The sequence below is a fragment of the Allokutzneria sp. A3M-2-11 16 genome (assembly GCF_024213555.1).
Classification (GTDB): domain Bacteria; phylum Actinomycetota; class Actinomycetes; order Mycobacteriales; family Pseudonocardiaceae; genus Allokutzneria.
Window position 1 is genome coordinate 2,237,857 of sequence record NZ_JANAVO010000001.1, and the last position, 20,445, is coordinate 2,258,301.

Here is a 20,445-nt window from a genome sequence, read left to right on the forward strand (position 1 = left end):
GTGCTCCGCTTCACCGTGCGGCGGCTGATCCAGCTAGTCGGGGTCGTCGCGGTGTTGTCGCTGCTGCTCTTCGCGTGGCTGCGTTCGCTCCCGGGAGGGCCGGTCTCGGCCCTCCTGGGTGAGCGCGGCACCGAGGAGTCGCGCGCGCGACTCACCGCCGAGCTCGGCCTCGATCAGCCGGTCATCACGCAGTACTTCAAGTTCATCGGCCGTGCCCTCTCCGGCGACTTCGGGACGTCGACGGGGGTGCAGCCGGGAACGCCCGCCATGGACATCTTCCTGGAGCGCTTCCCGGCGACGCTGGAGCTGAGCATCTTCGCGATCGTCCTCGCGGTGGCGTTCGGCATCCCGCTCGGCTACCTCGCGGCCAAGCGCCGCGGCGGCTGGCTGGACAACGTCGGCGTGGTCGGCTCCCTGGTCGGCGTCGCCGTCCCCGTCTTCTTCCTCGCGTTCCTGCTCAAGTACGTCTTCGCGGTGAACCTGCAGTGGCTGCCCTCCTACGGCCGCCAGGCCGACGCGCTGGAGGCCACGCGGGTCACCGGGTTCTTCGTGCTCGACGGGCTCCTGACGCAGGAGTGGGACGCCGCCTGGGACGCCTTCGTCCACCTCCTCCTGCCCGGCGTCGCGCTCGCGACCATCCCGTTCGCGGTGATCTTCCGGATCACCCGGGCCGCGGTGCTGGACGTGCTGGACGAGGACTACGTGCGGACCGCGGAGTCCAAGGGCCTGACCCTCCAGACCATCCGGACCAGGCACGTCGTGCGCAACGCGATGCTGCCGGTGGTCACCACGATCGGCCTGCAGACCGGTGCCCTGCTGGCGGGGGCGGTGCTGACCGAGAAGGTCTTCGCCTACCCCGGCCTCGGCGAGGCGCTGGCGATCAGCTTCGAGCGCAGGGACTACCCCGTGCTGCAGATGGTGATCCTGATGGCCGCGCTGGTGTACGTGGTGATCAACCTGGTTGTCGACCTGTCCTACGCGTTGATCGATCCGCGCATCCGGACCAGGTGAGGGGAGGAAACCAGTGACCACAACGAAGAAGGACCGGGTGGACGCGCTCGCCTCCACCTCCGCGAACAAGGCCGACGACAGCGGTGTCAGCCTCGCCGCGAGCGCCTGGCGCAGGCTCCGCCGGAACCCGGTGTTCATGCTGGGCGCGGTGCTCGTCGCGCTGTTCGTGCTCGTCGCGCTCTTCGCGCCGCTGCTGGCCCAGCACGATCCGGGCGAGCGGATGCTCGCCGACCAGGTCGTCAAGGCGCGCAACGAGATCCCGCCCGCCCAGGCCGGACACCCGCTCGGCGGTGACCTCCAGGGCCGGGACCTGTTGTCCCGCTTGCTGATCGGCTCGCAGCAGACGCTGATGGTCGGCGTGCTCGCCACGTTCCTCGGCCTGATCGGCGGCCTGGTGCTCGGCACGCTCGCCGGCGCGCTCGGCGGCTGGGTCGACTCGCTGGTGATGCGCGCGGTCGACGTGATGCTGTCCATCCCGAGCCTGCTGCTCGCGGTCTCGGTGGGTGTGCTGTTCTCGCCGCCGAACGTCTACACGGTGATCGTCGCGGTGGCGATCGTGCAGGTACCGATCTTCGCCCGGTTGTTGCGCGGATCGATGCTGGCGCAACGGCACAGCGACCACGTGCTGGCCGCGCGCTCGCTCGGGGTGAAGCCCGCGGCGATCGTGTTCCGGCACATGCTGCCGAACTCGCTCGGCCCGGTGATCGTGCAGTCGACCCTGGTGCTGGCCGTCGCGATCATCGACGCGGCCGCGCTCTCCTTCCTGGGACTGGGAAATCCGGACGACTCCATCCCGGAGTGGGGTCAGATGCTCGGCACCTCGCAGCAGGTCTTCGACAGCCACCCCAACCTGGCGTTCTGGCCCGCGGGCTGCATCATCGTGGTCGCGCTCGGCTTCACCCTCATGGGCGAGGCTCTGCGCGAGGCACTCGACCCCAAAAATCGTCGCTGACCGGCGTCCTTGGAGAAACATGGCACTGCTTGAGGTTCGCGATCTCAGCGTCGTGTTCCAGCGCAAGGGCGAGGAGCCCTTCACCGCTGTGGACGGCGTCAGCTTCGACGTGGAGCCCGGCCAGACGGTCGGGCTGGTCGGTGAGTCCGGCTGCGGCAAGTCGGTCACCTCACTGGCGATCATGGGCCTGCTGCCGCGGCGCGGCCCGAAGATCTCCGGCTCCGTGCGCTTCGAGGGCGCCGAGCTGCTTTCCTTGTCCGACAGGCAGATGCGCGACCGCCGTGGCCGCGACCTCGGCATGGTCTTCCAGGACCCGCTGTCCTCGCTGAACCCGGTCATCCCGATCGGGCTCCAGGTCACCGAGGTCCTGGAGCGGCACCGCGGGATGAGCCGCAAGGCCGCCCAGCCGCACGCCGTCGATCTGCTGGACAAGGTCGGCATCCCCGACCCGACGCGGCGGCTCACCGAGTACCCGCACCAGCTCTCCGGCGGGATGCGGCAGCGCGCGCTGATCGCGATGGCGCTGGCGTGCAAGCCGAGGCTGCTCATCGCCGACGAGCCGACCACCGCGCTCGACGTCACCATCCAGGCGCAGATCCTGGCGCTGCTGGCGGAACTGGTGAAGGACACCGAGACCGCGTTGGTGATGATCACCCACGACCTCGGTGTGGTCGCGGGGCTGTGCGACGAGGTGAACGTGCTCTACGGCGGGCGCGTGGTGGAGCGGGCGCAGCGGCACGAGCTGTTCAAGCGGCCGCGGCACCCCTACACCCACGGCCTGCTGGCCTCGATCCCCAGGCTGGACGCGCCGCGCGGGGAGCGACTGGTCCCGATCAAGGGCTCCGTCGCCGACAACATCCCGTGGACCAACGGGTGCGCCTTCGCTCCGCGCTGCCCCAACGCCCTGGACGTCTGCGTTCAGCAGACCCCGGCGATGGAGGCCGACAACGGCCGCTTGCTGCGCTGCCACAACCCCGTCGAGCAGGAGCAGGAGGTGTCCGCATGAGCACCCTGGTCAGCGTCCAGGACATGAAGGTGCACTTCCCGATCAAGCGCGGCGTCGTGCTCGACCGGACAGTCGGCTACGTCTACGCGGTGGACGGGGTCGACCTGGAGATCCGCAAGGGCGAGACCTACGGCCTGGTCGGCGAGTCCGGCTGCGGCAAGTCCACGCTGGGCCGCGCGATGCTCCGGCTGACCGAGCCCACCGGCGGCAAGGTGGTCTTCGACGGCTCCGACCTGTCCACCATGAAGGGCGAGCCGCTGCGGAAGATGCGGCGCCGCATGCAGATGGTGTTCCAGGACCCACTGTCCTCTTTGGACCCACGCCAGTCGGTGGAGTCCATCCTCGTCGAGGGGCTGCGCGCGCACGACCTCGACAAGGACAAGGAGGCGACGGGCAAGCGGCTGCGCGAACTGCTCTCCGCGGTGGGCCTGCCGTCGACGGCGCTGCGCAAGTACCCGCACGAGTTCTCCGGCGGTCAGCGGCAGCGCATCGGCATCGCCCGCTCGCTGTCGGTCAACCCGGACCTCATCGTCGCCGACGAGCCGGTCTCCGCGCTCGACGTCTCGGTGCAGGCCCAGGTGGTGAACCTGCTGGAGGACCTGCAGGTCGAGTTCGGGCTGACCTACCTGGTGATCGCGCACGACCTCGCGGTGGTGCGGCACATCGCCGACCGGGTCGGCGTGATGTACCTGGGCGGGCTGGTCGAGGAGGCCACCTCCGACGGCCTCTACGCCGAGCCGCTGCACCCGTACACCCGCGCGCTGCTGTCGGCGGTGCCGGTGCCCGACCCGGAGCTGGAGGACCGCCGCGAGCGCATCCTGCTCACCGGTGACCTGCCCTCGCCCGCCGCGCCGCCCGCGGGCTGCCGGTTCCACACCCGCTGCCCCTGGCGGCAGCCGGGCAAGTGCGACACCGAACGCCCCGCGCTGCGCGAACTCGTCCCCGGGCACAGGGTGGCGTGCCACTGGGCGGAGGACATCCGCGACGGCAAGATCCAGCCGCACGCGGTGGAGCCGGAACTGGTCGAGGTGACCGACACGATCTCGCCGGACATCGGCGGGCCCGCTTCGGTCACGGAAGTGATCTGAGCTGATCTGAACGGAGTCGGAGGGGCGTCCGAAAGGGCGCCCCTCCGTTCCATTCCTACGAGAACTTCAGCGCTTTTTTAGCCCGGTTTGTGACCATCGCCCCAGTCCGGTGGGTGGCCCTGCCTCCACCCACACCCCTGCAACGGACGAAAGAGGGCTGAAACATGTCTGTCACCAAGCGTTCTGCCGTCGCTGTCGCCGCGCTGGTCGCGGTGCTCGGCTTCGGCGCGCTGGCCCCCGCCGGGGCCGACCCGATCGTCGGGAACCCCGACGCGCCCATCGGCGACACCGCGATGGGCTCGCAGATCGCCAAGCACGAAGGGCTCGCCCCCGACCGCGCCCGCAACCTCACCGACCCCGTTCCCACCGATCCGCAGATCATGGCTTCGGTGGCCGGTATCGACGTGAGCGGCCACCAGGGCAACGTGAACTGGCAGGCCCAGTGGAACGCGGGCAAGCGGTTCGCCTACGTCAAGGCCACCGAGGGCACCGGGTTCAAGAACCCGTACTTCGCCCAGCAGTACAACGGTTCCTACAACATCGGCATGATCCGCGGCTCGTACCACTTCGCGCTGCCGGACCGCTCAAGCGGAGCCGCCCAGGCCAACTACTTCGTGAACAACGGCGGTGGCTGGTCCCGGGACGGCAAGACCCTGCCCGGAGCGCTGGACATCGAGTACAACCCGTACGGCGCGACCTGTTACGGCCTCGGCCAGCAGGCGATGGTCAACTGGATCGCGGACTTCAGCAACACCTACCGGGCCCGCACCGGCCGCTACCCGATGATCTACACCAGCACCAGCTGGTGGTCGACGTGCACCGGTAACCGGGGCGACTTCAGCGGCACCAACCCGCTGTGGGTCGCGCGCTACGCGTCCTCCGTCGGCGCCCTGCCGCACCGGTGGGGCTTCTACACGATCTGGCAGTACTCGGAGACCCCGATCGACCAGAACACCTTCAACGGTGCGTACGACCGCCTGGTCGCGATGGCCAACGGCTGATCTCCAGTTCGGTATCGGAACGGCCGCCGAGACCATCGGCGGCCGTTCTTTTCGCATACTGGGAACGTGCTGCTCCAAGAGGAACGCGAAGCCGTCGTCCGCATCTGCCGCCTCATGTCGGCGGAAGGGCTCGTGGTGGGCACCGCGGGCAACGTCAGCGTCCGCAAGGGCGAGCTGATCGCGATCACGCCCAGCGGGTTGTCCTACGACGCGCTCACGCCCGAGCTGGTGTCCGTGTGCGAACTGGACGGCACACCGGTGGACTCGCCGCTCAAGCCCACCAGCGAGCTGCCGATGCACTCGGCCGCCTACCTCCAGTCCATGCCCGGCGCGGTCGTGCACACCCACTCCGTCGCCGCGACCGCGTTGTCGTGCCTGGTCGACGAGGTGCCGCCGGTGCACTACTACCTCGGTCTGTTCGGCGGGAGCGTGCGCGTGGCGCCTTACGCGCTCTACGGCAGCCCGGAGCTCGCGGAGAACATGTGCGTGGCGATGACCGACCGCACCGCGTGCCTGCTGGCCAACCACGGCGCCGTGGTCCTCGGCAACACCCTCGACGAGACCTACGAGCGCGCGAAGTACCTGGAATGGCTGTGCGAGGTGGCGTTGCGCGTGCAGTCGGTGGGCCTGCTACCGCGTGAGCTGGGGGAGGAGCGGATGGCCGAGGCGGTCGACCGGCTCGCGACCTACGGCCAGAAGGCGCCGGAGCGGTAGTCCGCCGCCCGCTGCTCGCGCGCGGCGTCCTTCGCCTGCGCACGCTTCACCGCGTACCCGATCGGCAGGCTGACCAGCACCGTCATCCCGATCGACAGCGCGATCGCGACGAACGGCTCGGAGATCAGCTGGCCGCCGGTGTAGCCGATCAGCGTGGCGTAGGTGGACCAGAGCGCGGAGCCGATCGTGGCCACCGGCAGGAACCTCGGCATGCCCATCCGGAACGCGCCCGCGAGCACGGCGCCGACGATGCCGCCGCCGGGGATGAACCGCCCGGCGACCATCATCGGCTCGCCGCGGTTGTCCAGCTGCCTGCGCAGCCAGGCGAGCGCGGCCGCGGTGCGCGGCTTGGTCTCGAAGCGCTGGAGCGCGCGCATGCCCAGCCGGCTGCCGATCGTGTAGTTGAACAGGTCGGAGGCGAGGCAGCCCGCCGTCGCCACCAGGATGACCGTGACCAGGTGCACCTCGCCGTTCGCCGCGAGGACCGCGCAGCCGACGACGGCGGCCTCGGTCGGCAGCAGCGGCACCGCGGCGATGACGAACAGCAGCAGCAGCGCCAGCTCAGGGGCCTGGGCGAAGGTCACGAGTCCGGTAACGCCTCACGTCGGCCGCGGGGCACCTGCCACGCGGACATCTTCAGCTCTTGCTCGGTGGATCCAGCTCCTTGCGAGCCCGGCGCAGCAGGGTCAGCACCGCGCGTTCCACTCTGTTCCTGGTGCCGGTCGCGGCGAGTTCCGCCGACCCGACTCGAAGCACTCTACTGCCCGTCGTGATTCCGTGCTCGAAGGCATCGATCACATACGGGTCCACATAGGATTTACGACACACGGCGGGCGTGTTTCCGAGCTCTTCCGACACTTCCCGCATCGCCGCGGTCACAGCGCGTCGCCGACCGCGCTTCGATTCCGGTCGCAGCGTCGCTGCCAGCGCGATCGCCGCGAGAACAGTGCCATTCCAGGTTCTTACATCTTTCGCCGTGAATGGGCCTCCGGTGATTTCCCGGACGTAGTCGTTGATATCCGGGGAGCGCAGGTTGTGCCATCGCCGACCGTCCCAATAGGACAGCAGTTCCGGATTTCGATCACGGCGCCGGAGCAGTCCGCGAACGACCTCGCGCACCTGTGGATCTTCAATGGTCACCTCGCGGTCGAGGCCGCCCTTGGCGACGTAGCGCACCAGCACCCGGCCCCGGCGCAGCGTCACGTGCTCGCGCAGCAGCGTCGACAACCCGAAACTGCCGTTCTCCTTCGCGTACGCGTGCCCGCCGGAGCGGAACGCGCCCAGCTCCAACAGCCTCAGCGACGCCGAGAGCACGCGGTCCCGCCCGAGCCCCTTGCCGTCGAGGCGCTTCGCGATCTCCTCGCGCACCTTGGGCATGCACGCGCCGAGCTTGAGCACGCGGTCGAACTTCTCGGCGTCACGGCGCTCGGTCCACGACGGGTGGTAGAGGTACTGCTTGCGCCCGGCCTCGTCGACCCCGACGGCTTGGATGTGCCCGTTCGGCGCCGTGCAGATCCACACGTCCTGCCACGCGGGCGGGATCACGAGCTGCTTGATCCGCTCCAGGACCTCCGGGTCGTCAACGGGGCCGCGGGGGTCGAAGTACCGGAAGCCACGCCCGCATCGCCGCCTGGTCAGCCCAGGACCACTGGGATCACTCCGCCGCAGCCGCACTCCGGGGCAATACCCACCGTTCGCGGACTCAATGCCCGCGAACGGTGGGTACCGGCTCAGCGGTAGGCGCGGTTCACGGCCGAGAGGACCGCGCGCAGCGAAGCGGTGACGATCGAGCCGTCGACGCCCACGCCCCAGAGGACGCGGTCGCCGATCGTCGTCTCCACGTAGGCCGCGGCCCGGGCGTCGTCACCCGCGGACATGGCGTGCTCGGCGTAGTCCAGTACTCGCACGTCGTAGCCCACGGTGGCCAGCGCGTCCACGAACGCCGCGATCGGGCCGTTGCCGCGACCGGAGACCTCGTGGTCCTCGTCCTCGACGCGGACGACCGCCTCGATCTCGTCGTGGCCCTCGCCGTCGTCGGACAGGCGGTGCCGGACGAGGCGCACCGGGCTGACGCGGTCCAGGTACTCCGTGGCGAAGACGTCCCAGATGCCCTTCGCGTCGATCTCGCCGCCCTCGTTGTCCGTGACCTCCTGGACGAGCTTGGAGAACTCGATCTGCAGCCGCCGCGGCAGGTCCAGCTGGTGCTCCGCCTTCATCACGTAGGCGACGCCGCCCTTGCCGGACTGCGAGTTCACCCGGATCACGGCCTCGTAGCTGCGGCCGACGTCCTTGGGGTCGATCGGCAGGTAGGGGACCTCCCACGGGAAGTCGTCCACGTGCTCGCCCGCGGCCTTGGCCTCGCGCTCCAGGGCCTCGAAGCCCTTCTTGATCGCGTCCTGGTGGCTGCCGGAGAACGCCGTGTAGACCAGGTCGCCGCCGTAGGGGTGCCGCTCGGGCACGGCCAGCTGGTTGCAGTACTCGACCGTGCGGCGGACCTCGTCGATGTCGGAGAGGTCGACCTGCGGGTCGATGCCCTGGCTGAACAGGTTCATCGCCAGCGTCACCAGGCAGACGTTGCCGGTGCGCTCGCCGTTGCCGAACAGGCAGCCCTCGATGCGGTCCGCCCCGGCCTGGTAGCCCAGTTCGGCGGCGGCGACACCGGTGCCGCGGTCGTTGTGCGGGTGCAGGCTGAGCACCACCGCGTCGCGGCGCTCCAGGTTGCGGTGCATCCACTCGATGGAGTCCGCGTAGACGTTGGGCGTGGCCATCTCCACCGTGGCGGGGAGGTTGATGATCGCCGGGCGCTGCGGGGTCGGCTGCCAGATCCCGGTGACCGCGTTGCACACCTCGGCGGCGTAGCTCAGCTCGGTGCCCGTGTAGGACTCCGGGGAGTACTCGAAGCGGAAGTTCGTCTCCGCGTGCTTGCCAGCCAGGTCCTGCACCAGGTGCGCGGCTTCGGTGGCGATCTTCATGATGCCCGCGCGGTCGGAGTTGAACACGACGCGGCGCTGCAGCACCGAGGTCGAGTTGTAGATGTGCACGATCGCGCTGTGCGCGCCCTCCAACGCCTGGAAGGTGCGCTCGATCAGCTCCGGGCGGCACTGGGTCAGCACCTGGATCGTGACGTCGGCCGGGATGGCCTCGTCGCTGATGATCTCGCGGACGAAGTCGTAGTCGGTCTGGCTGGCCGCCGGGAAACCGACCTCGATCTCCTTGTAGCCCATGCGCACGAGCAGGTCGAACATCCGCCGCTTGCGAGCCGGGGACATCGGGTCGATCAGCGCCTGGTTGCCGTCGCGCAGATCCACCGCGCACCACTGCGGCGCCCGGTCGATGACCTTGTCCGGCCAGCCGCGGTCGGCCAGCGCCACGGGCTCCACCAGCTCGGCGAAGGGCCGGTAGCGGTGGTAGGGCATCGAGCTGCCGCGCTGCGTGTTCCACCCGGGCTGATCCGCGGGGGCGGGGCGGGAAGGGGTGTTCAGCCTGCTCGTCGCGGCGGAGAAGGTGGCGGGGTCGATCGTCATAGCTGAGGGGGCTCCTGCTGCCGGGGAAGCGTCGACCGGCGGGCGTGGGGCCGCAGCCGAATCCCGCGACGGGGGGCCGGTCTGGTCAGACCCCGTCGCGGCGAAGAAGGAGCAGGGCACGCGCCACGCGGCCAGACTAACCATGCCCAGGCCGCTGACTGAAACCCGCCTCCCACATCCTGGACACCCCACCCCGCCCTTTGTGCCCTGAATGAGTCATTGGGGTACTTCAACTCCCCCAATGACTCGTTCAGGTACTTGAGTGCCCTGAACGACCCGTTCAGGGACCTCAACGCCCCCAACGACCCGTTCAGGGAGCCCAACGCCCCAAACGGTCCGTTCGGGGCGGCCGCCGTTAGTGCCCTCAATGACTCATTCGGTGCGCTCAGTTCCCCGAATGACTCGTTCAGGGCGCTCAGTTCCCTCAATGACTCGTTCAGGGCGGTTGGGGCGTGGGTGGGGGAGGAGGTGGTGGGCTTGGGGGCGGGGTGACAGGGGTACCCGCGTGGGTGACAGCTGCTGAGGAAGGGATGTCTTCCATGGTTGCCAGTGATCGCGTTCGCAGTGGTGGCTCCGTCGTCGCGTCGGTCGTCCGGGCGATCGGCACGGTGATCGCGCTCATCCTGCTGGCGCATGTGATCTTCGTTCTGGTCTCGGTGAACGAGGCCAACGCGCTCGTCCAGTTCGTCGCGAGTGCGGCGAGCGCGCTGGCGTTGTGGTTCGTGAACCTCTTCGCCACCGGCAACGCCACGATGGACCTGCTGCTGAACTACGGCTTGGCCATCGTGTTCTGGCTGGTGGTGACGGGAATCGTGGTCCGTTTGTTGCGCCGGACGGCCTGATGGCGAGCGTGCTCGCCCAGATTCTCTGCTGGGCGGGCACGCTAGAACGCTGGAGCTCCCCAGCCCGAGCCGAACACGAGCGACGACAACGGCTTGCGCTGCCGCGGTTTGGTGTCGCGGTCGATCAGTGACTGGTCCACGCCGGAACCGTCGCCGAAGTGCCCGATCGCTATGGCCACCAACGGTTCCATGCCCTCGGGAAGCTCGAAGACCGCCTTGGCGGCATCGGGGCTGAAGCCCGCCATCTGGTGTGCGACAAGCCCTTCGGCGACCGCTTGCAGCACGAGGTTCTGCGTCGCGAGGCCGAAGCCGTACTCGGCGTAGGGCATCGGCTCGCCCTCGTCGTCGCGGGTCACCGCGATCCCGAGCACCAGCGCGCCCGCTGCTCCCGCCCAGTTCTTGTTGCCGCGCGTCAGGGTCGCGTAGATCCGCTCGAACGTGTCGTCGCCGCGCCTGCCGACGAGGTACCGCGCGGGCTGGCTGTTGCCCCAGGACGCGGCCCACCGCGCGGCCTCGAACAGCGCGCGCAGCTGGTCCTCGGTGATCTCCGCCTTCGGGTCGAGCACGCGGGGGCTCCACCGGTCGCGGATCAGCTCGTGCAGGGGCGCGCTCGACTCCGCGGGCCGGTGCGCACTCAGTTCCGCCACGTGTACTCCCTCACAAAGTTTGTGAATAGCGTCACGGTCGCCGGGAACAGCCGTCACCGGGGACGCCGAAGATCCTCCACCGCGATCGCAGGCGGGCGAACGGATCTCCGCCCACCCTGGCCCGTTGCGGTGTGGTCTGCCACACGACGCGCCGGGGCGGACCGCGCGCGGCGTTCCGAGGTGCGAAAACACACTGGTGGACGGGGCGGCCGAGGTGAGTACCCTGGCCCGCAGACTGCGATGGCGCGGTCCAGGTACAGCCTGTGAGAAGGCCCGTCCGTCGCGCCCGCGCCAAGAGTGCGGGTACGGCCGGGCCGTCGTCCGGAGGAGGTTCGGTGGCGCTCGTCGTCCAGAAGTACGGCGGATCCTCGCTGGAAAACGCTGAACGAATCAAACGAGTGGCCGAACGGATCGTCGAGACGCGCAAAGCGGGCAACGACGTGGTCGTCGCGGTCTCCGCGATGGGTGACACCACCGACGACCTGCTCGACCTCGCCAGCCAGGTGTCCCCGATCCCGCCGGACCGCGAGATGGACATGCTGCTCACCGCAGGCGAGCGCATCTCGATGTCGCTGCTGGCCATGGCGATCCACTCGCTGGGGGCCGAGGCCCGCTCCTACACCGGCTCGCAGGCCGGGGTGATCACCACCTCGGTGCACGGCAAGGCGCGGATCATCGACGTCACGCCGAGCCGCATCCAGGAGTCGCTGGACGCGGGCGCGATCACCATCGTCGCCGGTTTCCAGGGCGTCAGCCAGGACACCAAGGACATCACCACGCTCGGCCGCGGCGGCACCGACACCACCGCGGTGGCGCTGGCCGCAGCGCTGGGCGCCGACGTCTGCGAGATCTACACCGACGTGGACGGCGTCTACAGCGCCGACCCGCGCATCGTGCCCAACGCCAAGAAGCTCGACAACATCACCTACGAGGAGATGTTGGAGATGGCCGCGTGCGGCGCGAAGGTGCTGATGCTGCGCTGCGTCGAGTACGGGCGCCGCAACAACGTCGCCATCCATGTCCGCTCGTCGTTCAACAACAAGCCCGGAACCATCGTGTCCGGGTCCATGGAGGACCTTCCCGTGGAACAGGCCATGATCACCGGCGTCGCGCACGACCGGTCGGAAGCCAAGATTACCGTCACCGGCGTGCCGGACCACCCCGGCGTGGCCGCCCGGATCTTCCGGGTGATCGCCGAGTCCGAGCTGAACATCGACATGGTGGTGCAGAACATCTCCCAGGTCGCCACCGGCCGCACGGACCTGACCTTCACCCTGCCCAAGACCGACGCCGCGACCGCGGTCGCCGCGCTGGGGAAGGTGCGCGAGGAGATCGGCTTCGAGCAGGTCCTCTTCGACGAGCACGTCGGCAAGGTCTCGCTGATCGGCGCGGGCATGCGCTCGCACCCCGGTGTCACCGCGGTCTTCTGCGAGGCGCTGGCCGAGGCAGGGGTGAACATCGAGATCATCTCCACCTCGGAGATCCGCATCTCGGTGGTCTGCCGCGACACCCAGCTCGACGACGCCGTGCGCGCGCTGCACGAGGCGTTCGACCTGGGCAGCTCCGAGGAAGCCGTCGTCTACGCCGGAACCGGGAGGTGAGCGCGATGACCTCGCGTCCCACCCTCGCCCTCGTCGGCGCGACCGGCGCCGTCGGCACCGTCATGATCGACATCATCAACGGCCGCGAGTCCGTGCCGTGGGGGGAGATCCGGCTGATCGCCTCCCCGCGCTCGGCGGGCAAGCGGATCACCGTCCGCGGTGAGTCCCTTGAGGTCATCGCCCTGTCCGCGGAGGCCTTCGACGGCGTCGACGTGGCCATGTTCGACGTGCCGGACGCGGTTTCCGCCGAGTGGGCGCCGATCGCCGCCGCGCGCGGTGCGGTCGCCGTGGACAACTCCGGCGCGTTCCGGATGGACGACGACGTGCCGCTGGTGGTGCCGGAGGTGAACGCCGCCCAGGTCGCCAACCGGCCGCGCGGCATCATCGCCAACCCCAACTGCACGACGCTGTCGATGATGGCCGCGCTCGGCGCGCTGCACCACACCTTCGGCCTGCGCGAACTGGTCGTCTCGTCCTACCAGGCCGCTTCCGGAGCCGGTCAGGACGGCATCGACCGCCTCTACGCCGAGGCCGCCGCGGTGGCGGGCAAGGGCGTCGGCAACCGCGCCGGCGACGTGCGCGAGGCCCTCGAAGCGGCAGGACTGTCCCCTTCGGACTCGCCGTTCCCGGCCCCGCTGGCGTTCAACGTGGTCCCGTGGGCGGGTTCGCTGCGCGACGGCGGCTGGTCCAGCGAGGAACTGAAGGTGCGCAACGAGTCCCGCAAGATCCTGGGCATCCCGGACCTGAAGGTCTCCGCCACCTGCGTGCGCGTTCCCGTCGTCACCACGCACTCCCTCGCCGTGCACGCGGTCTTCGCCGAGGAGGTCACCGTCGAGCGCGCCCGGGAGATCTTCGCGGCTCAGCCCAGCATCCGGCTGGTCGACGACGCGGCCAACGGCGTGTTCCCCACGCCCGTGGACGTGGTCGGCGGCGACCCGACCTACGTCGGCCGCATCCGCCAGGCGCTGGACTTCCCGAACACGCTGGACTTCTTCGTGTGCGGGGACAACCTGCGCAAGGGCGCGGCGCTGAACACCTACGAGATCGCTGAGTCGCTGGCCTGAGCCCTGGTATGAAGAACCCGTGACGACACGGGTAGTGCTCGGAGTCGACCTGGGCAGCACGGCGACGAAGGTGGTCGCCGCCGATGCCTCGGCCGTGGTCCACGTGCTCGCCGAGCGCGGTTATCCGATGCTCGGCGAGCACCCCGGCGAGGCCGTGCACGACCCGCGGCAGGTGCTCACCGCCGCGCTGGAGGCGTTGACCGAGTGCGTTGTCCACTGTGGACAGAGAGGGCTCGGCATCGCCGGGCTCTCGCTCACCGGCGCCATGCACACCCTGATGGCGCTGGACGCCGACAACAACCCGCTCACCCATGCGCTGAGCTGGGCGGACAACCGGGCCGCCGAACAGGCCGCGCGCATCAAGGCCAGCCCGGCCGGGCCTGACCTGCATCGTGCGACGGGTACGCCGGTGCACCCGTTCGCCCCGTTGTCGAAGCTCGTGTGGTTCCACGAGAAGACCGACGTGCGGGCCGTGAAATGGTGCAGCCTCAAGGACTTCGTGCTCCTGCACCTCACCGGGCGCCTTGCCACCGAGCACTCCTACTCGTCGGGCTCCGGCCTGATGAACATGCATACCCTCGACTGGCACCCGGAATCGTTGCGGCTGGCCGGGATCACCGCCGACCAGCTGCCGGAGCTGTTGGCGCCCACCGATGTCCTGCCGCTGACGGCGCAGATCGACGGTCTGCCAACGGGTCTGCCCGTTGTCGCGGGCGGGGGAGACGGTCCGCTGGCCAACCTCGGCGTCGGCGCGGTGGTGCCGGGCATGGCCGCGCTGTCGCTGGGCACCAGCGGCGCGCTGCGCGTGGTCCGCGACCAGCCCGGTATCGACGAGCACTGCCGCGTGTTCTGCTATGCGATCGGCGACGGCCTGTGGGTGCTCGGCGGCGCGATCAGCAACGGCGGCAGCGTGGCCACGTGGGCCGCGGAAACCTTCGGCACCAACGACATCGGCTCGCTGCTGGTCGAGGCGGAGAGCGTGCCACCCGGTGCGGGGGGCCTGCTCGCGCTGCCCTACCTCCTCGGCGAGCGCGCCCCGTGGTGGGACCCGGACCCGCGCGCGATGATCATCGGACTGCGCCGGGAACACGGCCGGGCGCAGATCATGCGCGCCCTGATCGAGGGCGTCGGCCAGCAGCTCGCCCTGGTTCGGGACGCCGTCGCCGCGACGGGAGCTCCGATCGACCGCGTCCGCGCAACCGGCGGGGCCTTCCGGTCACCGGTGTGGGCGGAGGTGATCTCCGCCTGCCTGGGCATCGAGCTGGAACTGGCCGAGGACAGCGAGGGATCGGGCCTCGGCGCGGCATTGCTCGGTTGGCGCGCGCTGGGCGAGCTGTCCTCGCTGCGCGCGGCGGCCGCCCTGATCGAGCCGGTCGGCGTCGTCCCCCTCGACCCGGTCAACGCGGCGCGTTCGGCTGCGGCGCGAGCGGTGGTCGAACGGGCCTACGAGGCGCTGCGCACGCTCTCCTCGGAGCTGACGGAAGCGGGTGAGGTGCGCGGGCGCTGAAGGAGCAGCACTCCGGCGGCGACCATGGTCACGAGAGCACCTGCCGCGACGAAGCCCATGGCGGGCGACGTCGCGTCCATCACCGCTCCGACGAACGGGGCGCCCATCGCGCTGCCGAGGGTGAGCGCGGACTGCTGGAGCCCCATCACCTCACCGCGCACCGACTCCGGCGCGAGCCTGCTGATCCACTCCGTGGTCGCGGCCAGCAGCGGGGCGCACAGCACGCCCGCGGGCAGGATGGCCAGGCACAGCCACCACCAGTCGGCCGCGAAGCCGATCGGGATGGTCAGCAGCCCCATCGTCGTCATCAGCACCAACGGCGAGACCGTCCTGGTCATCGCCCCGTAGACGAAGCCGCCGCTCAGCGAGACCAGGCACCAGACCACGATGACCAGGCCGGTCCACGAGACCTGGCCGTGGCGTTCGAGCGTGGCCACGATCGCCACATCGGTCCCGGCGAGCACCAGGACCGCACCCGCGGAGATCACCAGTGCGCCGACGAGTTCCCTGGTCAGCCACTCCTTGCGCGGCACCGGCCGGACCGGGCCGGAGGTCTCCGCCGACCGGATCGGCGGGTTGACCAGGTAGAGCACGCTGCCGGAGAACACGAGACCGCCGCCGATGGCCACCAGCGTGACCGTGGTGGAGACCTGCGTGGCCAGCAGCACGCCGAGCGCCGGACCGAGCATGTAGCTGGTCTCCACGAAGATCGTGTCCAGCGAGAACGCGGCCTTGCGGTGCTCCGGCGGCACGATCGCGGCCAGCGCCTGCCGCGAGGTCGCGCCGACCGGCAGGGTCAGGAAGCCGCCGAGCAGCGCGGTGCCCAGCAGCGCCGGGTAGGGCAGCGACGGCGCGATGAACCAGAACGTGGCCTCGCCGATCGTGGTGATCGCCAGCATCAGCCGCAGCCCGCGCCGGTCGACCAGTCGCCCGAACAGGGGACCGCTGAGCGCCATGCCGATCGTGGCGCACGCGGTGACCAGCCCGGCAGCGCCGTAGCCCTCCTTCAGCGTGAGCACCACGTGCAGCGTCATCGCGACGCCGACCGCGCTGCCGGGGATGCGCGCGAACAGGGCGATCAGCAGCAGACGCCGCACGCCCGGCAGGCCGAACACCTGCCGGTACCGAGAAAGGGCCACGCTGTCATGACACTCCTGACATCGTTTGTTATCAACAGCTTTTCCGTTTTCTCTGGTCGACCTTGACCTCAACGTAGGTGGAGGTCCTAGCGTGGAGGAGTTGATGACGGCGGCGCGTGGCCCTGCCACGGTGGAAGGATCGGGTGCATGACGGTCACGGTGGTGGGCATCGGCGGCTCGATCCGCGCGGACTCGCAGTCCGAGCGCGCGCTGCGGGTGGCCCTGGCGGGCGCGGAGGAGGCGGGAGCGCGCACGGTCGCGATCTCCGGCTCCGACCTGGTGCTGCCGTTCTACGACCCGGCCCTCACCGATCGGACCGACGCCGCCCGCAGGCTGGTCGACGAGGTGCGCGGCGCCGACGGGATCGTGCTGGTCTCGCCCGGCTACCACGGCACCGTGTCCGGCCTGCTCAAGAACGCCCTCGACTACATCGAGGACCTCCGCGAGGAGCCGTACCCGTACCTGGACGGGCGCGCTGTCGGCTGCGTGGCCACCGCCTACGGCTGGCAGGCGTCGGTGACCACGCTCACGGCGCTGCGGTCGATCGTGCACGCCCTGCGCGGCTGGCCGACCCCGCTCGGCGTCGCGCTCAACTCCACCGAAGTGATCTTCGACGGCGAGGGCAGCTGCTCCGACGAGAAGACCTCCGGGAATCTTCGAACCGTCGGGCGCCAGGTGGTGGAGTTCGCCCTCTCCCGCCGTGAGCAGGTCCTAAGCTCGAACCCGTGACCGACGAACTCCAGCCCGCCAAGGAGGCCGCGCAGCTGAGCCTGGAACGCGCGGTCGGCCAGGGCAGGCTGACCCTCGACCAGTTCACCGAGCGCGTCGACCTCGTGTGGCAGGCCGACACCCCCGCTGACCTGGAGAAGAGCACGGCCGGGTTGCCGGAGCCGCTGGAGGACTCCGCCGTGGTCGTCGTCGGGAGCGTGCGGCGCTCCGTTTTCGACGACGTCAAGCGCAAGGGCCGGTTCGCGCTGCGCTCCGGCACCTCGGTCTCCTCGGTGTTCGGCGACGTGCGGCTGGACCTGCGCGACGCGGTGATCACTGAGCACGTCGTCGACATCACCGGCAGCACGGTGTTCGGCGACGTGAAGGTCATCGTGCCCGAGGGCGTCCAGGTCGAGGTCAGCTCCTCGCTGTTCTTCGGCACCGAGAAGATCCGCGTCGCCGAGGTGCCGCGCATCCCCGGCTCCCCGCTCATCCGGCTGCGCGCGAGGACCTTCTTTGGCGATGTGAAGGTGAGCACTAGGCGTTAGCCGCTCGGCGGCGCGGGTATCCGTCTCCTGCGGAGTTGAGGAGGAGACGATGAGCCCGATCACGAGCCCGTTGGGCGACGCCGCGACGCACACGACCGGCGCCGCGCTCCAGGGTGCCCTTGTCGACCTGGTGGACCTGTCCCTGGTGGCCAAGCAGGCCCACTGGAACGTCGTCGGCAAGCGCTTCCGCGACGTCCACCTCCAGCTGGACGAGCTGGTGGCAGCGGCCCGTGGGTTCTCCGACCAGGTCGCCGAGCGCGCGTCGGCCCTCGGTGTCTCGCCGGACGGCAGGGCGGGCACGGTGACCGAGACCTCGGGTGTGCCGCGCTTCCCAGAAGGCTGGCAGCAGGCGGACGCCGTGGTGAACGCGATCGTCACCACCCTGGACACCGTGGTCCAGCGGATGCGGGCCCGGGTGGACGAGACCGAGAAATCCGATCCCGTCACCCAGGACCTGCTCATCGCGGTCACCGCGAAGCTCGAAGAAGCCAGGTGGATGTGGCAGGCGCAGCTCGCCTGACCGGTCCACCTCCAGCGACGGCCCCTCGTGTTCCCCCAGGCGAGGGGCCGTCCCTTTTCCTCAGAGCCCGAGCACTCGCCGGGTGAACGCCACCTCCGCCGCGGTCTGCTTGATGGTCTCGGCGACCACCAGCGAGCCGTGGCCCGCGTCGTAGCGGTAGACCTCGTACCTGGCCCCGCGTTCCGCCAGCCGCTCCAGGTAGTTCTCGATCTGCCGGATCGGGCAGCGCGGGTCGTTCTCACCGGCGAGCACGAGCACCGGAGCCCGCACCGCGTCCACATAGGTCAGTGGCGAACATTCCTTGTACAGCGCGGGAAGGTCCTCCGGCGAGCCACCGAACAGCGCGCGGTCGTAGGCGCGTAGCGGCTCCATCTCGTCCTCGTAGGCCGCGACGTAGTCCGCCACCGGCACTCCGGCGACCCCGGCCGCCCAGCGCTCCGGCTGCGTCCCCAACGCGAGCAGCGTCAGGTATCCGCCCCACGACGCGCCGTTGACCACGCACCGCTCCGGATCGGCGAGACCGGACTCGACGGCCCAATCCTGAACCACCGCAACGTCTTCCAGCTCCGTGAGACCCGGTCGACCCTCGATCGCGTCGCGCCAGGCCGAGCCGTAACCCGTCGAGCCGCGGTAGTTCACGTGCACCACCGCGAAGCCCGCGTCCAACCACACCGCACGATAAGCGGAGAAGCGGTCTTCATCCGCCGCATGCGGTCCGCCGTGCAACAGGAACACGGTCGGCAGCGGGCCTTCCGTGCCCTCGGGCCGCGCGATCAACGCGTGCACCGCGCCGCCCTTGCCCGGCACGAAGGCGTCTTCGAGGTTCTGCGAGGGCGCGGGCTTGTGCCCGGCGGGCTCCAACAGCACCCGGTCCGAGCCGTCCGAGAACATCGCGCGCACGACCGGTGGCTGCCCCGCCGAGGACCACGAGTACTCGATCGTCCCGTCCGGCCGCGCGGACGCACTGCCGACCGTCCCCTTGGGAATGTCCAAAGGGGACAGTGTCTTAGTGGTGAAGTCGTAGCGGTACAAGGTGTTTCGGCTCTGGTGCGTGTGCACGACGAGCAACCCGGAACCGTCCGGATACCAGTCGGCGACGATCTCGCCCGGCAGGTCGAACTCAAGCAGCGTCTCGGTGTCCGCCTCGACATCCCAGATCAGCAGCTCTTCGCGTCCGCGCCGCTCGTGCAGCACCAGCAGCCTCGGGTCGCCGACGATCGGCGCGAACCCGATGGAGTCCAGGCCCTTGCCCTCGCCGTCCCACTTCTCCGCGACGACCGAGCCGTCCGACACGCGGAGCACCCGCAGTGCCGGGTGCCGCGAGTCGCCGTGCTCCGAGTGCCCGATCGACAGCAGCCGCTCGTCCTTCGACAACGATCCGGCGCCCGCGTCGTTCTTGTGCTGGTAGAGCACCGTCGCCTCGCCGCCGATCGGCGCCGTCCAGATCGTCGTGCCGTCGTCGGTGGACATGCCCAGCGCGACGGTCTTCGAGCCCACCTGCAGGCCCGCCGGGTACCCGGGATGCGTGCCGGGAACGCCCGGGGCGGGCTCCGTGCCGTGCGCTCGCCCGGCGAACGGCTCGACCACCCACGTGCCGAACTCGTCGCCGTCGGTGTCGGCGAACCACCAGATCCGCTCGCCGTCCGGGGTGAGGGTGCCGTGGTAGGTCCCGTTCGGCCGGTCCGTCACCTGCCGGTGGGTGTCCGTCGCCCGGTCCCAGGCGTAGACCTCCCACACGCCGCTGACGTTGGAGACGTAGAGGTTGCGGTCCGGCGCGTCCTCGGCCCAGCCGGGCAACGACGTGCGGCGGGCGGTGAACCGCTCCTTCCACCGCGTCTCGGCCTCGGGATCGTCGAAGAGCCGCTCGGGGATGTCCGTACTCGGGTGCTCCGTCACACCCCGATCCTGCCATTTCGCGCTGACTACACTCGGCACACCATGACCTACCTGGTCCTCGCGTGCCGAGGCGTCCTCATCGGCGTGTTCCTGGTGTCCCTGTTCGGAAAACTCCGCACCCGCACCGCGTACCGCGCTTTCGTCGCCTCCACCGCCACCCTCCTCCCCACCACGGTCACCAGGGCGCGTCAGCTAGCCCCCCTGACCATCGCCGCCGAATTCACCGTCACGTGCACCCTGGCCACCGACCCCTTCGCACGTTTCGGTCTCGTCATGGCGGCCGCATTGCTGCTCTGCTTCACCATGACCCTGTTCCACGCCCTACTCCGCGGCAACACCACCCCCTGCCGCTGCTTCGGCTCCCTCAAACCAATAGGCCCAGGTCACGTACTACGCAACATCGCCCTAATAGCCGTAGCAATGACCGGCCTAATAACCCACTTCGCCCTATACCCCTAAGCAACACACACAGCCGTGAGACACACACAGCCCTAAGCCCACAACACAAAGCTGGAACCCGCTACAAAGCTGGAACCCGCTACAAGGCTGGAACGCAGCAGCGCTGGCACCAAGATGGGGGTCCGGGGGCGCAGCCCCTCGGGCGGGGCCTGGGGGCTGCGCCCCCAGAAAAAACAACGAGGCCGGTCAGCAGTCTGCGCTTTCTGCAGACACTGACC

The 20,445-nt window shown here is 69.7% G+C and carries 20 protein-coding genes; 14 read left to right on the forward strand and 6 right to left on the reverse strand.

Annotation, left to right across the window (positions count from 1 at the left end):
• The 6 genes from NLX83_RS11195 to NLX83_RS11220 all read left to right on the forward strand — a co-directional run bounded on the left by NLX83_RS11195 (window position 1) and on the right by NLX83_RS11220 (window position 5,772).
• A complete protein-coding gene (locus NLX83_RS11195) occupies window positions 1-1,011 on the forward strand; it encodes an ABC transporter permease (protein WP_254234766.1) in 1,011 nt (336 codons plus the stop codon).
• Window positions 1,012-1,024: 13 nt separating this feature from the next.
• The gene (locus tag NLX83_RS11200; protein WP_374118725.1) at window positions 1,025-1,963 is read left to right on the forward strand and encodes an ABC transporter permease; all 939 of its coding nucleotides are present in this window, start codon (window positions 1,025-1,027) and stop codon (window positions 1,961-1,963) included.
• A gap of 19 nt (window positions 1,964-1,982) precedes the next feature.
• Complete coding sequence (locus tag NLX83_RS11205) at window positions 1,983-2,969, forward strand: ABC transporter ATP-binding protein (protein WP_254234767.1); 987 nt, start codon at window positions 1,983-1,985, stop codon at window positions 2,967-2,969.
• Window positions 2,966-4,057, forward strand: coding sequence for an ABC transporter ATP-binding protein (locus tag NLX83_RS11210; RefSeq protein ID WP_254234768.1), 1,092 nt, complete (start codon window positions 2,966-2,968; stop codon window positions 4,055-4,057). The genes NLX83_RS11205 and NLX83_RS11210 overlap by 4 nt, the downstream gene beginning before the upstream one ends.
• A gap of 164 nt (window positions 4,058-4,221) precedes the next feature.
• A complete protein-coding gene (locus NLX83_RS11215) occupies window positions 4,222-5,058 on the forward strand; it encodes a lysozyme (protein WP_254234769.1) in 837 nt (278 codons plus the stop codon).
• A gap of 66 nt (window positions 5,059-5,124) precedes the next feature.
• The gene (locus NLX83_RS11220) at window positions 5,125-5,772 is read left to right on the forward strand and encodes a class II aldolase/adducin family protein (RefSeq protein WP_254234770.1); all 648 of its coding nucleotides are present in this window, start codon (window positions 5,125-5,127) and stop codon (window positions 5,770-5,772) included.
• Here the strand turns inward: NLX83_RS11220 and NLX83_RS11225 are convergent.
• Genes NLX83_RS11225 through leuA form a run of 3 tightly spaced genes read right to left on the reverse strand, consistent with a single transcriptional unit; the run spans window position 5,745 to window position 9,296 of the window.
• Window positions 5,745-6,356, reverse strand: a complete 612-nt coding sequence (locus NLX83_RS11225; protein WP_254234771.1) for a DedA family protein — start codon at window positions 6,354-6,356, stop codon at window positions 5,745-5,747. The two genes, NLX83_RS11220 and NLX83_RS11225, sit on opposite strands and share 28 nt — an antisense overlap.
• Window positions 6,357-6,408: 52 nt before the next feature.
• Entirely contained in the window at window positions 6,409-7,446 is a 1,038-nt protein-coding gene (locus tag NLX83_RS11230; RefSeq protein ID WP_254234772.1) for a DNA topoisomerase IB, read from the reverse strand.
• A gap of 56 nt (window positions 7,447-7,502) precedes the next feature.
• Window positions 7,503-9,296 (reverse strand): 2-isopropylmalate synthase, encoded by a 1,794-nt coding sequence (gene leuA, locus NLX83_RS11235; RefSeq protein ID WP_254234773.1) that lies wholly within the window; start codon window positions 9,294-9,296, stop codon window positions 7,503-7,505.
• A 539-nt stretch (window positions 9,297-9,835) separates the two neighbouring features.
• Between leuA and NLX83_RS11240 the strand changes: the two genes are divergently transcribed.
• Window positions 9,836-10,138 carry a hypothetical protein gene (locus NLX83_RS11240; RefSeq protein WP_254234774.1) on the forward strand — a complete coding sequence of 101 codons (303 nt, stop codon included), beginning with the start codon at window positions 9,836-9,838 and terminating at the stop codon, window positions 10,136-10,138.
• A 41-nt stretch (window positions 10,139-10,179) separates the two neighbouring features.
• Here the strand turns inward: NLX83_RS11240 and NLX83_RS11245 are convergent, their stop codons facing one another.
• Complete coding sequence (locus NLX83_RS11245) at window positions 10,180-10,785, reverse strand: nitroreductase family protein (RefSeq protein WP_254234775.1); 606 nt, start codon at window positions 10,783-10,785, stop codon at window positions 10,180-10,182.
• A 335-nt stretch (window positions 10,786-11,120) separates the two neighbouring features.
• On the opposite strand from NLX83_RS11245, the gene NLX83_RS11250 reads away from it, so the two are divergent.
• Genes NLX83_RS11250 through NLX83_RS11260 form a run of 3 tightly spaced genes read left to right on the forward strand, consistent with a single transcriptional unit; the run spans window position 11,121 to window position 14,957 of the window.
• Window positions 11,121-12,386, forward strand: a complete 1,266-nt coding sequence (locus NLX83_RS11250; RefSeq protein WP_254234776.1) for an aspartate kinase — start codon at window positions 11,121-11,123, stop codon at window positions 12,384-12,386.
• A 5-nt stretch (window positions 12,387-12,391) separates the two neighbouring features.
• Window positions 12,392-13,450: an aspartate-semialdehyde dehydrogenase gene (locus NLX83_RS11255; protein WP_254234777.1), complete on the forward strand. Its 1,059-nt coding sequence runs from the start codon at window positions 12,392-12,394 to the stop codon at window positions 13,448-13,450.
• A 19-nt stretch (window positions 13,451-13,469) separates the two neighbouring features.
• Window positions 13,470-14,957 carry a gluconokinase gene (locus NLX83_RS11260; RefSeq protein WP_254234778.1) on the forward strand — a complete coding sequence of 496 codons (1,488 nt, stop codon included), beginning with the start codon at window positions 13,470-13,472 and terminating at the stop codon, window positions 14,955-14,957.
• Here NLX83_RS11260 and NLX83_RS11265 read toward each other — a convergent pair.
• Complete coding sequence (locus NLX83_RS11265; protein ID WP_254234779.1) at window positions 14,894-16,096, reverse strand: MFS transporter; 1,203 nt, start codon at window positions 16,094-16,096, stop codon at window positions 14,894-14,896. The genes NLX83_RS11260 and NLX83_RS11265 overlap by 64 nt on opposite strands.
• Window positions 16,097-16,243: 147 nt before the next feature.
• Here NLX83_RS11265 and NLX83_RS11270 point away from each other — a divergent pair, with 147 nt between their 5' ends.
• The 3 genes from NLX83_RS11270 to NLX83_RS11280 are packed head-to-tail and all read left to right on the forward strand — an operon-like array spanning window position 16,244 to window position 17,872.
• Window positions 16,244-16,825 carry an NADPH-dependent FMN reductase gene (locus NLX83_RS11270; protein ID WP_254234780.1) on the forward strand — a complete coding sequence of 194 codons (582 nt, stop codon included), beginning with the start codon at window positions 16,244-16,246 and terminating at the stop codon, window positions 16,823-16,825.
• On the forward strand, window positions 16,822-17,352 hold the full coding sequence (locus NLX83_RS11275; RefSeq protein ID WP_254234781.1) for a DUF1707 SHOCT-like domain-containing protein: 531 nt from the start codon (window positions 16,822-16,824) through the stop codon (window positions 17,350-17,352). The genes NLX83_RS11270 and NLX83_RS11275 overlap by 4 nt, the downstream gene beginning before the upstream one ends.
• Before the next feature lie 49 nt (window positions 17,353-17,401).
• Window positions 17,402-17,872: a Dps family protein gene (locus NLX83_RS11280; protein WP_254234782.1), complete on the forward strand. Its 471-nt coding sequence runs from the start codon at window positions 17,402-17,404 to the stop codon at window positions 17,870-17,872.
• A 60-nt stretch (window positions 17,873-17,932) separates the two neighbouring features.
• Here NLX83_RS11280 and NLX83_RS11285 read toward each other — a convergent pair whose 3' ends face one another.
• Entirely contained in the window at window positions 17,933-19,768 is a 1,836-nt protein-coding gene (locus NLX83_RS11285; RefSeq protein ID WP_254234783.1) for a S9 family peptidase, read from the reverse strand.
• A 42-nt stretch (window positions 19,769-19,810) separates the two neighbouring features.
• Between NLX83_RS11285 and NLX83_RS11290 the strand changes: the two genes are divergently transcribed.
• Complete coding sequence (locus NLX83_RS11290; protein ID WP_254234784.1) at window positions 19,811-20,227, forward strand: MauE/DoxX family redox-associated membrane protein; 417 nt, start codon at window positions 19,811-19,813, stop codon at window positions 20,225-20,227.
• The last annotated feature ends 218 nt before the right edge of the window (window positions 20,228-20,445 follow it).

Coding starts and splice junctions, on each gene's coding strand:
- NLX83_RS11255 (WP_254234777.1), top strand. CDS start 12,392: ATGACCTCGCGTCCCACCCTCGCCCTCGTCGGCGCGACCGGCGCCGTC.
- NLX83_RS11270 (WP_254234780.1), top strand. CDS start 16,244: ATGACGGTCACGGTGGTGGGCATCGGCGGCTCGATCCGCGCGGACTCG.
- NLX83_RS11240 (WP_254234774.1), top strand. CDS start 9,836: ATGGTTGCCAGTGATCGCGTTCGCAGTGGTGGCTCCGTCGTCGCGTCG.
- NLX83_RS11215 (WP_254234769.1), top strand. CDS start 4,222: ATGTCTGTCACCAAGCGTTCTGCCGTCGCTGTCGCCGCGCTGGTCGCG.
- NLX83_RS11210 (WP_254234768.1), top strand. CDS start 2,966: ATGAGCACCCTGGTCAGCGTCCAGGACATGAAGGTGCACTTCCCGATC.
- NLX83_RS11290 (WP_254234784.1), top strand. CDS start 19,811: ATGACCTACCTGGTCCTCGCGTGCCGAGGCGTCCTCATCGGCGTGTTC.
- leuA (WP_254234773.1), bottom strand. CDS start 9,296: ATGACGATCGACCCCGCCACCTTCTCCGCCGCGACGAGCAGGCTGAAC.
- NLX83_RS11280 (WP_254234782.1), top strand. CDS start 17,402: ATGAGCCCGATCACGAGCCCGTTGGGCGACGCCGCGACGCACACGACC.
- NLX83_RS11205 (WP_254234767.1), top strand. CDS start 1,983: ATGGCACTGCTTGAGGTTCGCGATCTCAGCGTCGTGTTCCAGCGCAAG.